Raw genomic sequence first — 14378 nt, forward strand, 5'->3', positions numbered from 1 at the left:
AGCATAAAAAAGGCCGGATTTTCATCCAGGCCTTTTTTGATTCGCTATGTTAAAGCATATTGCTGATTTTTTAAACCCTGTTGATTGAAGCGAGCGCCTGCTAGCTGCAATCAACAGCCAAGTTTAAAAGAGCTTTTTGATTATGAAGAAACCGGATTTTGCTGTCCTTTTTGGACAAGAGGAAGAATCAGAATTTCAACCCGCCGGTTTTTCTGTCTTCCCTCGGTTGTTTTGTTGCTTGAGATGGGTTTGAATTCACCATATCCTTTCGCACTGAATAATTCAGGGGAGAGGGAGGGATTCGTGAGAAGAAGCTTCATAAATTCAACAGCTCTCATCACACTCAATTCCCAGTTGGAATCATATTGTGCATTTTGAATAGGAATATTATCCGTATGTCCGCTTACGATAATGCTTCTCGGCGGTTCCATGACAAGCAGCTGGGAAATTTCTTTCGCCAGATCTTCATCTCGCTTTCTTACATAGACGCTTCCTGATTCAAACAAAATATCATTATTAATCGTAATGAGAAGTCCTTCATCTGTAAGAGAGGTTTTTAATTTATCGTTCAAGCCTTTTTTTGAAATGTAGTCGTTTATTTTCTTCTCTGCTTCCTTCAGCTTTTCATGCTCCTGATCCTGCTGTTCTTTCGGCTCTGTTTTTGTCACATCAAGCTCTTCCATTTCTCCATCCGGCAGCGGACTTGGATATTCCATGATCCCTGTACCGCCTTCAAATGTGCTGTTGAAAGCTCTGGCCAGCATCTGAAATTTATTCGCATCAATGGAGCTCATTGCAAAAAGCACAATAAAGAGGGCAAGGAGAAGAGTTAAAAGATCAGCATAAGGGATGAGCCAAGATTCGTCCATATGTTCCTCATGCTTTTCCTTTCTCTTCCTTTTAGCCATTGGAATTTTCCCCTTCCGTTTTCAGCTTTGCGCGTTCTCCCGCTGGAAGATACGTAGCAAGCTTTTGCTCAATTGCTTTCGGAGCCTGTCCTTCCAAAACGGAAAGGACTCCTTCAATCATGACTTCCCGAACTTTAACTTCCTGGCGGGACTTCCGCTTTAATTTATTGGCAAAAGGATGCCAGAGGACATAGCCGGTATAGATACCGAGCAATGTTGCAATAAATGCTCCGCCGATTGCATGGCCAAGCTCATCCGTTTTATCCATATGGGAAAGGGCGGCGATCAGTCCGACTACGGCTCCGAGAACCCCTAAAGTAGGTGCGTATGTTCCAGCCTGCGTGAAAATCGCTGCTCCGGATGCATGCCGGTCTTCCATTGCCTCAATTTCTTCACTCATCACATCACGGATAAAGTCAGCGTTTTGCCCGTCGACCGCCATGCTTAAGCCGTTCTTCAGAAACGCATCATCCACATCAGATAGCTTCGCTTCCAGTGCAAGAAGGCCCTCTTTCCTTGCAACCTGTGCCCACTCTGAAAACATCGGAATCAGTTCCTGGATCGTTGGGATTTTTCTTTCTTTAAATAAGACCCCGAATAATTTAGGCACTCTTTTGATTTCATCTGCCGGAAAAGCTGTCACAACAGCTGCGGCCGTTCCTACGATGATGATGAGAATCGCTGCCGGGTTTATCAGAACAGAAAGATTAACCCCTTTCATCACCATTCCTACACCCACACCGATAATCCCTAATACAAGACCTATTAACGTTGTTTTATCCATGATTTCACCAAACCTTTGTACATCTTTTTTTCCGGACATAAAGTATTAGCCCTTTATCTACTTCCTATATCGGATTATTCGGGCCATTCTTAATAGGTAAAAGGAAATCAATCGCAGAAGGGATTTCCGGTTTGATGAAGAATAATTAATAGGAAGGTCATATTAAGGAAGGCAGTGAATTTGATGCGTTTTGAACAATACATATACGAAAGACCGGATTTGAACCAGATAAAGACACAATTTAATGAGGCGCTTTCTTTATTCAAAGAAGCGGAGCGTTTTGAAGATCAGGACAAAGCGATGAAGGAAATCTACAAAATCCGGAATGCGGCGGATACGATGGCAAACATATGCTACATCCGGCATTCGATCGATACAAACGATGAATTTTACAAGGCTGAGCAGGATTTTATGGATGAGCTTCAGCCCCATCTCCAGGGACTCGTAACTGAATTTTATCAGGCACTGGCTGATTCCAAATACCGCGGCCGGTTAGAGGAGCAGTGGGGGCAGCAGCTGTTTGACCTCGCTGAAACACAGCTGAAGACGTTTAAAGAAGAGGTGCTTCAGGATCTTCAGGAAGAAAATAAGCTCTCCAGCGAGTATACGAAACTTGTAGCTTCAGCAAAAATTGAGTTCGATGGCAAAGAATATACACTTGTGCAGCTGCAGCCTTTTGCAGAATCCACAGACCGGGATTTGCGTAAGCGGGCGAGCGAAGCAAAGTTTGAATTCTTTTCAAGCCAGGCGGACCAGTTCGATGAAATTTATGACAAGCTCGTGAAGGTAAGGACCCGCATCGCGAAAAAATTAGGCTACCGCACGTTCACAGAACTTGGATACGCAAGAATGAACCGGATTGATTATAATGCGGAAATGGTCAGCAAGTTCCGCAAACAGGTTGAAGAGCATATCGTTCCAATTGCAACCGGCCTTTATGAGCGGCAAAAAGAACGGCTTGGCTTAGATGAATTCTTATACTACGATGAGCCGGCTGAATTCACATCAGGAAATGCTGTGCCGAAAGGAGATCCGGACTGGATCGTAGACACCGGGAAACAAATGTACAATGAGCTTTCTCCGGAAACGGATGAATTTTTCCGGTTTATGGCGGATAAAAACCTGCTCGATCTCCTCTCGAAAAAAGGGAAGGCAGGCGGAGGGTACTGCACCTATGTAGCAGATTATGAATCTCCGTTTATTTTTGCAAACTTTAACGGTACATCCGGGGATATTGATGTCCTGACACATGAAGCCGGACATGCATTCCAGGTTTATATGAGCCGCGGCTTTGAGGTGTCGGAATACCAGTGGCCGACCCATGAGGCGTGCGAAATTCATTCGATGAGCATGGAATTCTTTACATGGCCATGGATGGAGCTGTTCTTCAAGGAAGACACAGAAAAATATAAGTTCTCTCATCTGAGCGGGGCATTGAAGTTTATTCCTTACGGGGTGGCGGTAGATGAATTTCAGCACTTTATCTATGAGAATCCGGATGCGACGCCGAAAGAGCGCAACAGCAAATGGAGAGAGCTTGAAAAGACCTATCTGCCTCACCGCGAATATCAAGACAGCCACTATCTGGAGCAGGGAGGATTCTGGCAAAAACAAAGCCATATCTACAATTCTCCTTTCTATTATATTGACTACACCCTGGCTCAAATTTGTGCTCTGCAGTATTGGAAGCAGCTGCACGAAGATAGAGAGGCGGCTTGGGGCAGTTACCTGAATTTATGCAAGCAGGGAGGAAGCAAAGCGTTCCTTGGACTGGTAAAAGCAGCTGGTTTAAAATCTCCATTTGAAGATGGTACCATTCAGTCGGTAGTTGGAGAAATTACAGAATGGCTGAATAAAGTGGACGATCAAGCTTTGTAATAGAAGAGTAAAAGCCCTCCGGATCCGTGGGGCTTTTACTATGTTTTCCATTGAAAATCATCCGCTTTAAAACAAATGGACTTTGACCAATTTTCTGGTATTGTTGAAATGGATGAAACCTATTTCCTATACTCTGAAAAAGGTATACGAAAATTAAATGGGCGTAAAGCCCGCAAACGTGGCGGAGCTTCTCAATTCCGTGGCATCAGCAAAGTACAAGTTTGTGTGTTGATTGCAAGGGACCGTCAAATACTGACCTTTTCAAGAGTGATAGGACAAGGGCGAATTGTGAAATCTCGTTTGGATCAAGCTATTGGGTCCAGATTATCCAAATCCAATACCCTTTGTACTGATGCGTGGCGAGCCTTCAAAACCTATGCAAAAGATACAGGGTTAGAACATTATCCATTCAAATCTGACGGAAAGGAACGAGTCAGAGGGCTTTATCACATTCAAAATGTCAATAACTATCATATCCGGTTAAAAGGCTGGATGGACCGATTTAAAGGCGTGGCAACCAAATACCTCGTCCATTATTTAAGTTGGTTCCAATTCGTTGACTTAATCAGATTTCGTAATGATTCTTCAACGGTAAGTAAAATGGTTATTGATAGCTGCTTGTTCTCGACTAATGCAACTTATGAAAGCCTAAGATTGTCGGGCTTTCAGGTATAATTTTTGGAGGCGTATATGAATACCTTAAAAGACTTAGTTTCAATAACCCCCTTTGATAAAGTTTGGGGAAAAATCATTTTGAATTATTCAGATAGAATGGAACGAGAAATCAAAGATATTCAAAACGATTTTATAGTTTTATATGAAAAACTGCATAATGTTGAGCTAAAAGATAATCTTTCAAATATGTTTATTTATATAGTTGCATTTGAATCGGATGAAGATGATGAACCAGTTTATCAACCATCTTTCGATGAAAATAATCAAAACTTGTATTTTGACGTTTCGGGTAGAGATGATGAGCATTTTGGCTACTCACTTGTTGGTAATAACTTCAATGAATGGTTAAATTTTTACATCGATTCCGACACTTTAAACTCAATGAGTTTTGAAAGTATTCTTGCACATTGTTTGTGGGAAATGACGTTTTTTGGCTACGATAATTTTGATAATGATAATGATAATGATAATGATAATGATAATGAAATGAACTAAGGGACCATCAATTGAGGTCCTTTAGTTCTTGTCCAAAAACAACAATATTTTTTAACAGAGCCTAAAAAAAGGGCTGTCCGCCGGGACAGCCCTTTTTCCTTATTAAGCTTTTGTGACAGTAATGCTTTCATTTTCGAATACAGCTTTTACATGGTCCAGCTCGCTGTGATCAATCAGCAGGTCTGTAATTTGATCTTCAAGCTGTTCCTGAATGACCCGGCGAAGCGGACGGGCACCGAATGCAGGATGGTAGCCGAGTTCGGCAAGTCTGTTTTTCGCTTCATCTGAAACAGTGAGCTTCAGATTCTTTTCATCCAGCGTTTCCTGAAGCTCGGCAAGCATGAGCTCAACAATGGCCAGCATATGTTTGCGTTCAAGTGACTGGAATTCGATAATCGCATCGAAGCGGTTCAGGAACTCTGGTTTGAAGAACGTTCCAAGTGAATCCAGCAGCGTGCTTTCTTTAATTGCAGCGGTTGCCTCTGTATCGAAACCAACCGTCATCCGTTTTTCCGTTGTTCCGGCATTGCTCGTCATGATGATGACTGTTTCTTTAAAGTTGACGGTTCTGCCGTGACTGTCTGTTAAACGGCCGTCTTCCAGTATTTGAAGGAACATATGCTGCACGTCAGGATGTGCCTTCTCAATCTCATCCAGAAGGATGATGCTGTAAGGATTCCTGCGTACTTTTTCGGTCAGCTGGCCTCCGTCATCATGGCCGACATATCCTGGAGGAGAACCGATGATTTTGGACACGGCATGTTTTTCCATATATTCGCTCATATCGAGGCGGATCATGGAATCTTTTGTGCCAAACAGTTCTTCTGCCAGTGTTTTCGTCAGCTCTGTTTTCCCTACACCGGTCGGACCTGCAAAAAGGAAGGAACCGATCGGACGGTTTTTGCGTTTTAAACCGGCGCGGCTTCTGCGCACAGCTTTCGCAACTTTTTGAACAGCCTCATCTTGTCCTATTACTTTTTTGGAAAGATTGCCTTCCAGGCTTTTCATTTTAGCTTGTTCGTCTTCCTGGATTTTACCAACAGGAATACCGGTTTTTTGTTCAATGATGGCCTGTATCTCACTAAGTCCGACAATCATTTTTTCCTGATGATCCTGTTTCTCAAGCTGTTTTTCCAGCAGAATTTCTTCGTGGCGCAGTTTGGCGGCGAGCTCATAGTTTTCCTCTGCAGCCGCTTTTTCTTTCTCTTTCGCCAGCTTGCCGAGCTGATCATGAATATCAGCTTCCTCAACACGGTCTGCTTTCAGGTTCGCTTTTGATCCGGCTTCATCGAGAAGATCGATGGCTTTATCCGGCAGGAACCGGTCCTGAATATAGCGGTGCGACAAGTTTACGCAGGCACGAATTGCTTCATCGCTGAACGTGACACCATGATATTCTTCATATTTGGACTGAATGCCCTGTAAAATTTCGATGGCTTTATCAAGAGACGGCTCATGAACCATGACCGGCTGGAAGCGGCGTTCTAAAGCAGCATCCTTTTCAATCTGGCGGTATTCTTTCAGTGTAGTCGCCCCGATGAGCTGCATTTCACCTCTGGCCAGTGCAGGCTTCAGAATATTCCCGGCATCCATTGATCCCTCAGCAGATCCTGCTCCGACAACAAGATGAATTTCATCAATAAACAAGATGACGTTTTTGCGTGATTGCAGTTCTGCGATGAGTTTTTTCATCCGGTCTTCAAATTGTCCGCGCATGCTTGTATTGGCTACAAGAGAAGCGACATCAAGAAGGTAGACTTCCTTTTTCGCAAGCTTCGAAGGCACTTTCCCTTCCGAAATTTTAAGGGCCAATCCTTCCGCTACGGCTGTTTTACCGACCCCTGGCTCTCCAATCAGAACCGGGTTGTTTTTATTCCGGCGGTTAAGGATTTCAATGACCCGGCTGACTTCGTCTTCCCGGCCGATGACCGGATCAATAAGGCCGGCTTTTGCTGCGTTTGTAAGATTTCTTCCCATCTGATCCAGAAGACCTCCGCCGTTTTGGCCGGATTTCCGTTTAGATTCTGAGCCTGGGGCACTTTGACCTTGGCTGCTTCCCATATTTTTAAATAATTGATCGAATGGGAAGGATGAGAATCCTCCGTTTCCTCCGCTGAAGCCTGAAGGAATCTGGCTTTCATAATGGGAAAAGCATGTATGGCATAACTGAACTTGTTTTAGGGATCCGTTTACTTGAACATTTAATTGAACGGTTGCCTGATTCTGCTTACAGTTTTGACATTGCATGAAAAAACAACCTCCTTAAGAATATAAACTGACTTTGACTATCTTTGACTTTTATTATAGTTTGACCTTTTTTGACTTTCAAGTATTTTGTTTGAAAAATTTCTAAGATGGATTGTCCATGACTTTAATGCATCTTTCCTCTTCTTTTCAAGAAACTTGTCTCATACGTATATAGAAGAGGAGGGGAGGACGTCATGCAAAATAAGAATTTTTTAGTCGTTCAGATTGCTTTTGTCTATGTGGGAACGGTTGTTGGAGCGGGTTTTGCTACAGGAAAAGAAATTGTAGAGTTTTTTACCCGTTTTGGAGCAGCGGGAACCATCGGCATCCTCCTTGCCGGCAGTTTGTTTATTCATCTTGGAACAAAATTGATGATTATTGCCTCCAGAATCAAAGCGTCCTCCTTTAAAGAAATGAATGTGTATTTGCTGGGGAATAAAGCCGGACATGCAGTGAATGCTGTAATGCTCCTGCTGCTTTTTGGCGTCACTTCTGTCATGGTATCGGGGGCAGGGGCAATTTTTGAGGAACGGATCGGGCTTCCGGCTTCAATCGGCGTTCTGATCAGTATTCTTTTGACCTTGATCATCATGTCAAAGGGACTTCATGGAGTGGTCGGTGTGAATATGCTCGTTGTGCCGATGCTTCTTCTGCTGAGCATCGCCGTTATGACGAGCTCCATAAATGAGGGAGGGATGTCTTTCCTCTTTAAAGAAATGAGGCTTTTCAGCCATGGATGGGCGGTGTCTGCTGTATGCTATGCCGCATATAATCTCGCTCTTGCCCAGGCTGTGCTTGTCCCCCTTGCGTCAGAAGTGAAAGATGAGAATGTATTAAAGAACGGAGGACGGCTGGGGGGGCTGATTCTTTTAATCATCATGCTTGGAAGTCATTTGGCTCTACTTTATGTACCGGGTGCTGTTAAGTTTGAAATTCCGATGGCAGAGGTAATGAATACCGTCTTTTCAGCTGCGTACTATTTGTATGTGCTTGTTATTTTTGGCGAAGTGCTGACTTCGATTATCGGCAACCTTTATGGAATGGAACGGCTGCTCACCCAGCTGTTCGGTCTCCCCAGAATGGTGATGGTTGCTTTGATCCTTGCCATTTGTTTTTTCCTCAGCTTTATCGGCTACGGAAAATTAATTTCTTCTATTTATCCTGTAATCGGCTACATAAGTCTTTTATTTCTGGGAGCTCTCGTTTTGAAAAAGAAGCCGAAGAAAGGCTGACCTATGTTAAAATGGATTCTGTCTGGAAAAGGAGTGACGAGAATTGAATCGAATAGCTGTGATTTCGGATATACATGGGAACGTCCCGGCACTTGAGGCCGTTCTGGACGATATTCAGTACAGAAGAATCGAGAAAGTGATCTGCCTTGGTGACCTAGCAGGGAAGGGACCCCAATCCCATGAAGCCATTTCAATGGTTCAATCCCACTGTGATGTGACAGTGAAGGGGAATTGGGACGATTTTATTACAAATGATACCGAATTTGAGACTCTGAAGTGGCATCAGCAGCAGCTCACCGAAGAGGACCGGCGCTTTTTGAAAGGGCTGCCTTTTCAAGCGGAACTGATGATGAGCGGAAGACTGATTCGCCTTTTTCATGCCTCTCCTTTCAGTATTTATACAAGAATTCAGCCCTGGGACTCACTGGAGAAAAGATTGAGCATGTTTGAAAACACGGAAATGACGGGCTTTTCATCAAGAAAGCCGGATGTTGCAGGGTATGGGGATGTCCATCAGGCATTCGTCCATCAATATAAAGAAAAAACACTTTTTAATACCGGAAGCGTCGGCAATCCGCTTGACCTGGCGCAGGCATCTTATGCTGTATTGGAAGGGGCAGAGGGCGATGAAGCAGAAGGACCTTTTTCGATTCAGCTTATCCGGGTGCCTTATGATATTGAACGCTCGATCCGGATTGCCAGAGAAGCGGGAATGCCGGAGCTGGATGAATACATTCAAGAACTGACAACAGCGAAGTACAGAGGACTTAGCTGAAAAAATAAGGGTGATTTCTTCTATGAATATACTTTGGGACTTTGACGGAACGCTTTTTAATACGTATCCGGCGTTTACGGAGACGATGTACAAGCTAATAAAGCCGGAGGTTAAAAAAGAGCACATTTTTGAACAGCTTAAAATTTCATTTTCCCATGCTGCTGAGACCTTTGGGTTGACGGAAGAAGAAATCTCAGCGTTTAAGCAGAAGGAAAAGGCGCTATCACCAGTTTTAAAACCGCCTTTTCCATATGTAGAGGACGTGCTGAAGCGGGCTTCTAAAAATGTCATCATGACCCATAAGCCAAGAAATGAAGTAGATGTCATCTTGCGTCATTATGGCTGGGAGCACTATTTTGAGGAGATCGTCGCAGGAGATGATGGATTTCCGAGGAAACCCCATCCTGCTTCGTATTCCTATCTACATGAAAAACATTATATCGATCTTGCAATTGGGGACAGGGAGCTTGATATTCTCCCGGCAAAAGAGCTTGGGATCAGAACATGTCTCTTCCAGAATGATTCTGAGGGGGCGGATTTTTATTTAATGGACTACCGTCAATTTGAAGACCGGGTGGCTCCTTCATTCAAAAATTAATACGCGGAAACCATCACTGAACACCTCTTAAGAGCAGTGATTATCCGCTTGGATAAAGAATACCGGCAGAATGAGAGGAGGCACGTGTGGCAGTGTCTCCTTTTTTATTTAGAGGCAAAGCAGGCTGTTGACTGGTGCAGCCGGCAGGCTTCCGCTTATCCATGGAAGGCGGTGCCCCCGGGATGAAAAATCAGCACTATGTTCGTGCTTACCGCTTTATGTTGGCGGAAATCATGAAAAACCTTCCAAACGATCGAAAAAATGAGATTAGAGCGGTATATCAAGTATTTTTCTTTCGTTTTCGTCATATTTATAAGGAAATTGGGAATCTGTTATGTTTGACTCTATCGTTTTCTATCGTATATGATTCTAATAACTATATTCAGATTGGGGTGATAAGATGGGGCAGTGAACACGTGGAGAAAAGCAGATCGAATAATGAACACAAGAGGTTCTGCTGACTGCTTCATGCTTATCGGCCATGATCTGCGGCCGGTTTCATCTGATGTTTTATCAGAATGTATGCTTTAAAAGCAGGAAATTAGAAAAGAGTTTCGGGCACGGAATGGCGCATCATATGGTTTTGCAGCCTTGAAACGGTTTTTCTGTAACGTATGCCCTCATGGCAGTAATGCTGCCCTGCAGGGAGGATTTATCATTAGCCCGGGAGGTGACTTCCTTTTCCGTATATGACGGAACAAGGAACTTATTTGGACATAGTAAATTTATTGCTCATTGCAATATTGATTGGATTAACCGCGTTTTTCGTGGCATCTGAATTCGCTATTGTAAAGGTTAGAAGTTCTCGTATTGACCAGCTTGTTGCGGAAGGCAATAAGAATGCCGCAGCGGCTAAGCGCATCATTTCAAATCTTGACGGCTATCTATCGGCCTGTCAGCTTGGAATTACCGTTACAGCCCTTGGAATCGGGTGGCTTGGGGAGCCGACTTTTGAACATATGCTTAAGCCTCTTTTTGTTCAAATCGGATTGCCTGAAGCGCTCACGCCCGTTATTTCCATTGCTTTTGCTTTCGCGATTATGACATTTCTGCATGTGGTGATCGGAGAGCTTGCTCCCAAAACGGTAGCTATACAAAAAGCAGAAGAAATTACTTTGATGCTTGCGCGCCCGCTTACCTGGTTTAATACCATTATGTACCCTTTTATATGGGCTCTAAACGGCTCAGCGCGGTTCGTTACAGGTTTATTCGGACTGAAGCCTGCATCTGAGCATGATTTAGCGCATAGTGAAGAAGAGCTTCGCATCATTCTTTCAGACAGCTATAAGAGCGGTGAAATTAATCAATCTGAATTTAAATATGTCAACAAAATCTTTGAATTTGATAATCGGATTGCCAAGGAAATCATGGTGCCGAGAACCGAAATCATTTCCTTATCCATTGATTCTTTAATGGATGAAAATATCCAAATTATGCAAAATGAAAAATATACAAGGTACCCGGTGACAGACGGCGATAAGGACCATATTATCGGGATGGTGAATATTAAAGAAGTATTTACAAACCTGATTCAGAAAAACGGCGCGGATTCCTTCTCCATGAAAGATTATGTAAGACCGATCATTCAGGTTATTGAGTCCATTCCGATTCAGGATCTTCTGGTGAAGATGCAGAAGGAACGGATTCACATGGCGATCTTAATTGATGAATACGGCGGTACTGCAGGTCTTGTAACAGTAGAAGATATTCTTGAAGAAATCGTCGGTGAAATCCGTGACGAATTCGATACAGATGAAGTACCGAGCATTCAGAAAATCAATGATAACCGCTACATTCTGGACGGAAAGGTCCTTGTCAGCGAAGTGAATGATTTATTCGGTCTTGAGATCGATGATAAGGATGTAGATACCATCGGAGGATGGATTCTGACGGAGAAGTTTGATATCCAAAAAGGCGATCTTGTCCAGCTTGAATCGTTCACCTTTAAAGTCCGTGATATGGAGAACCATCATATTAAATACCTTGAGCTGACGAGACAGATTCAGGAGAGCGCTAATCCCGTTCTTGAACAAGTCGACCAAAGCGTAGCCAGTACCACTTGAAAGAACCTTTAGAGGCTGGGACAAAACTAAAATTGTTGTCCTGAAACAAGCATGAAAAACAATAAAACCGAACGATTACGAAGCTCTATACCAGAGTTTCAAATAATCGTTCGGTTTTTTTTATTCGCTATGTTATCGCATGTTGATGATTTTTTAAACCCTGTTGATTGAAGCGGAAAGCGAGCGCCTGAAGCGGAAATCAACAGCTAAGTATAACAGAGTTTTTTTATTAGCCGGAAACCTTTTGTCCCAGCCTCTTTTTTTATGCTCTTTTCAGGAAAATTACGGCATACACTTGGAAATGAAAAGCGCTGATGGGGGGAAGGGAATTGGAAGGAAAGCAAAGAAGACTTTTTGGCGGTCTGCTCATAGTGGCGGGAGTGTATTATCTTATTCAGTCGTTTGGAATCTTTCCGGATTTCTGGCGCTATTCCTGGCCGGTTCTTTTACTCATTCTTTCTGCGGGATTTCATGTCTCTTTTTTTCTGGGAGAGAGGGATGAGAAAAAAACGGGTCTCCTTATGCCTGGAGGGGTGCTCTTAGTCCTCGGGGGGCTGTTTTTGTACGAAGCCATAACAGGATGGCATAACAAAGGCGGTATCTGGTTTTATTATTTGCTTGCACCGGCTCTTGGTTTTTTAGAAATGTGGCTGTTTGGCGGCCGGGAGAAAAAATGGCTGATTCCAGCTTTTTGGCTTTTGGCTGCCTCCTTTTTTTCAGCTTCAGAACAATGGCGCATTCTTAGCGGCGGTAAAATCTGGCCGGTCCTTGCTATAGCGGCCGGGTTTTATTATTTGTTTAGAAAACAGCATTCTGAAAAACCGAAAGAATAATTTTACGCGCCTTATCAACACTAACGGTATGAATCAGGAAAGGATGGAGAATCATGAGCCAGTCAAAAAAACAGGAAGAACGTCAATGGAAGGATCACAAACAGCATCAGAATCCCCATGGAGAAGTAAAATCTCTGGAAGAGCTCTCTGAAGAAGTCGGGACGAAAACAAAGAAATAGCAGATGCTCAGGAAATAATTCCTCCTGTGTGTGCGGAGAGGAAATGATTGAACCCTGAATGCTTTCGAGTATTCAGGGTATTTAATTTTATAGGTTTTTATGCCATTTACCAGTTAGGCCGCTGGTTGCGGACGGATTAGGCTCGTGGAGGATCACCAGGCAAATGAAATCGCGACATGCGCATCGAGAAGAGATCAGCCCGCACCGTAAATAAGCGAAAAGAACGTCGAAAATGAACTTTCTGGACAGTCCATTAATCTTTCGGGAGATATTGCTCCAAAGGAATAGCATTCCTGCATACGGACAAAATATAGGGGATACTGCTTTGAAAAGAGGGAGCCTTGTGCCGGTACAACCTTATCATAGACGAAGGCTGATTGCTGCCGTCAATCCCTATATGACGAACGTCTTCCACCTGAGAAATCCTTTCATCGTTTCATGGTGGTCTGCTTCCTTCCCTGGATTCGGCCATGTCCTGCTTGGCAAATACATAACTGGATTTTTATTGATGGCTTGGGAAGTTTTTGCGAATAACATTGCCCATTTAAACGAGGGCATCTATTACAGCATGACAGGCAGACCCGGCATGGCGCTGGATGTAATGAATGAAGAGTGGCTTTGGCTTTATGTAACCTTTTATGTCTTTATTATATGGGACAGTTACAGGCAATCCATTGAATACAACAAATATTTCGTTCTGTCTTTCCGCGAAGGTGCCCCGATTCAAATGAAAAATATAAGTCCGCTTGAAATCAATGTCCTGGAAAAAAGAAAGCCGGTCTACGCCCTGTTTTGGTCTCTTCTCACACCGGGTCTCGGCCACTTTTATTTAAACCGGCTGCCATCCATTGTTTTTGGAGTCCTTTTCTGGATTATCACAGCGTATTATTCTGGTCTCTACAAATGCATCTTCTATACTGCGAGCGGTCAATTCGGGCTTGTCCATCAAATCGCCCAGCCGCAATGGTTTTTATTTTTACCCTCCCTTTATGTATTCCTTGCCTATGACAGTTACGTAAGTACGGTGGAGTACAATAAATTGTTTGACCGGGAACTTGAAAAGCATATGCAAAGCCGCTATCAGCATCCCGATTTTAAAATGCCGCTGTAGATAAGGACGTGGTGAAGCTGAATTACCTATTCTCAACTTTCACATACTCTACATCTCTCGAATTGCTTGTTACCGAGCTTGAAAAAGCAGGTGTTCCGGCAGCCAATATTCTGGCTGTCCCGTTGGAGAGGATGGGAGATTTCCAAACGGTGTTTGATACAGATTTATCAGACGATGGAAAAAGCCTTCTGGATTTGGCGGCAGTATTAGGAGCGGTCTTTATGCTGCTTGGAGTGATTTATGGTCTTTCTTTTTATTGGGGACCAGTCATATGGGGCCTGATTGGGTTAGTGTGCGGGATTGCGCTGGGATTCGTGATGGAATACCTTTACAAGACCAAAAGAAAAAAATGCTCTTTTAAAAAAGAAGAGAGAGAATTTATGATTATTGTTCATCATCCGGATTCCATGACAGAAGCAGTGTTTCAAATCATCCGGAGCCACAGTCCGAAAGGGATCGGAAAATTAAAAAAGGACGATTGATACATGAGGCAAGCCTGCTTATAGAGCCGAATGAAAAACCGATGAAGCAGTCTCAAGGTAGTGCATGTTTTTGATTTCTCCCCCTTTTCCTTTTTTGTTTGTGCTGACTAATTGCATA

Annotated in this window: 13 protein-coding genes and 1 pseudogene; 11 read left to right on the plus strand and 3 right to left on the minus strand. The window is 43.4% G+C overall.

Annotation, left to right across the window (positions count from 1 at the left end):
* Nucleotides 1-140: 140 nt before the first annotated feature.
* Entirely contained in the window at nt 141-908 is a 768-nt protein-coding gene (gene motB / locus CEF21_RS09500; protein ID WP_123915684.1) for a flagellar motor protein MotB, read from the minus strand.
* Nucleotides 901-1692 (minus strand): flagellar motor stator protein MotA, encoded by a 792-nt coding sequence (gene motA / locus CEF21_RS09505; RefSeq protein WP_123920121.1) that lies wholly within the window; start codon nt 1690-1692, stop codon nt 901-903. Before motA ends, motB begins: the two co-directional genes overlap by 8 nt.
* Nucleotides 1693-1875: 183 nt before the next feature.
* Here motA and CEF21_RS09510 point away from each other — a divergent pair, with 183 nt between their 5' ends.
* The 3 genes and pseudogenes from CEF21_RS09510 to CEF21_RS09520 all read left to right on the plus strand — a co-directional run bounded on the left by CEF21_RS09510 (nt 1876) and on the right by CEF21_RS09520 (nt 4740).
* Complete coding sequence (locus CEF21_RS09510) at nt 1876-3570, plus strand: M3 family oligoendopeptidase (RefSeq protein ID WP_123920123.1); 1695 nt, start codon at nt 1876-1878, stop codon at nt 3568-3570.
* Between the two features lie 60 nt (nt 3571-3630).
* A pseudogene (locus CEF21_RS09515) lies at nt 3631-4245 on the plus strand (IS1595 family transposase); the annotation flags it as partial.
* Between the two features lie 15 nt (nt 4246-4260).
* The gene (locus CEF21_RS09520; RefSeq protein ID WP_123915687.1) at nt 4261-4740 is read left to right on the plus strand and encodes a DUF6557 family protein; all 480 of its coding nucleotides are present in this window, start codon (nt 4261-4263) and stop codon (nt 4738-4740) included.
* Nucleotides 4741-4842: 102 nt separating this feature from the next.
* Here the strand turns inward: CEF21_RS09520 and CEF21_RS09525 are convergent, their stop codons facing one another.
* A complete protein-coding gene (locus tag CEF21_RS09525) occupies nt 4843-6987 on the minus strand; it encodes an ATP-dependent Clp protease ATP-binding subunit (RefSeq protein WP_123915690.1) in 2145 nt (714 codons plus the stop codon).
* Between the two features lie 194 nt (nt 6988-7181).
* Here CEF21_RS09525 and CEF21_RS09530 point away from each other — a divergent pair, with 194 nt between their 5' ends.
* From CEF21_RS09530 to CEF21_RS09560, 8 genes are all read left to right on the plus strand, one after another.
* On the plus strand, nt 7182-8219 hold the full coding sequence (locus CEF21_RS09530; protein ID WP_123915693.1) for a YkvI family membrane protein: 1038 nt from the start codon (nt 7182-7184) through the stop codon (nt 8217-8219).
* Nucleotides 8220-8262: 43 nt separating this feature from the next.
* Entirely contained in the window at nt 8263-8994 is a 732-nt protein-coding gene (locus tag CEF21_RS09535; protein WP_123915696.1) for a metallophosphoesterase family protein, read from the plus strand.
* A gap of 22 nt (nt 8995-9016) precedes the next feature.
* On the plus strand, nt 9017-9592 hold the full coding sequence (locus tag CEF21_RS09540) for an HAD-IA family hydrolase (protein WP_123915699.1): 576 nt from the start codon (nt 9017-9019) through the stop codon (nt 9590-9592).
* Between the two features lie 710 nt (nt 9593-10302).
* Nucleotides 10303-11655, plus strand: a complete 1353-nt coding sequence (locus tag CEF21_RS09545; RefSeq protein WP_123915702.1) for a hemolysin family protein — start codon at nt 10303-10305, stop codon at nt 11653-11655.
* 329 nt (nt 11656-11984) lie between these two features.
* Nucleotides 11985-12488 carry a LiaI-LiaF-like domain-containing protein gene (locus CEF21_RS09550; RefSeq protein WP_123915704.1) on the plus strand — a complete coding sequence of 168 codons (504 nt, stop codon included), beginning with the start codon at nt 11985-11987 and terminating at the stop codon, nt 12486-12488.
* 53 nt (nt 12489-12541) lie between these two features.
* Nucleotides 12542-12667: a DUF6254 family protein gene (locus CEF21_RS21575; protein WP_241156808.1), complete on the plus strand. Its 126-nt coding sequence runs from the start codon at nt 12542-12544 to the stop codon at nt 12665-12667.
* A gap of 343 nt (nt 12668-13010) precedes the next feature.
* A complete protein-coding gene (locus tag CEF21_RS09555) occupies nt 13011-13778 on the plus strand; it encodes a hypothetical protein (RefSeq protein WP_123915707.1) in 768 nt (255 codons plus the stop codon).
* Between the two features lie 11 nt (nt 13779-13789).
* Nucleotides 13790-14260 carry a hypothetical protein gene (locus CEF21_RS09560; RefSeq protein WP_123915710.1) on the plus strand — a complete coding sequence of 157 codons (471 nt, stop codon included), beginning with the start codon at nt 13790-13792 and terminating at the stop codon, nt 14258-14260.
* Nucleotides 14261-14378 lie beyond the last annotated feature (118 nt).

It is taken from the genome of Bacillus sp. FJAT-42376 (genome assembly GCF_003816055.1).
In the GTDB taxonomy this organism is placed as follows: Bacteria; Bacillota; Bacilli; order Bacillales; family Bacillaceae; genus Metabacillus_B.

Coding starts and splice junctions, on each gene's coding strand:
- motB (WP_123915684.1), bottom strand. CDS start 908: ATGGCTAAAAGGAAGAGAAAGGAAAAGCATGAGGAACATATGGACGAA.
- motA (WP_123920121.1), bottom strand. CDS start 1,692: ATGGATAAAACAACGTTAATAGGTCTTGTATTAGGGATTATCGGTGTG.
- CEF21_RS09510 (WP_123920123.1), top strand. CDS start 1,876: ATGCGTTTTGAACAATACATATACGAAAGACCGGATTTGAACCAGATA.
- CEF21_RS09520 (WP_123915687.1), top strand. CDS start 4,261: ATGAATACCTTAAAAGACTTAGTTTCAATAACCCCCTTTGATAAAGTT.
- CEF21_RS09525 (WP_123915690.1), bottom strand. CDS start 6,987: ATGCAATGTCAAAACTGTAAGCAGAATCAGGCAACCGTTCAATTAAAT.
- CEF21_RS09530 (WP_123915693.1), top strand. CDS start 7,182: ATGCAAAATAAGAATTTTTTAGTCGTTCAGATTGCTTTTGTCTATGTG.
- CEF21_RS09540 (WP_123915699.1), top strand. CDS start 9,017: ATGAATATACTTTGGGACTTTGACGGAACGCTTTTTAATACGTATCCG.
- CEF21_RS21575 (WP_241156808.1), top strand. CDS start 12,542: ATGAGCCAGTCAAAAAAACAGGAAGAACGTCAATGGAAGGATCACAAA.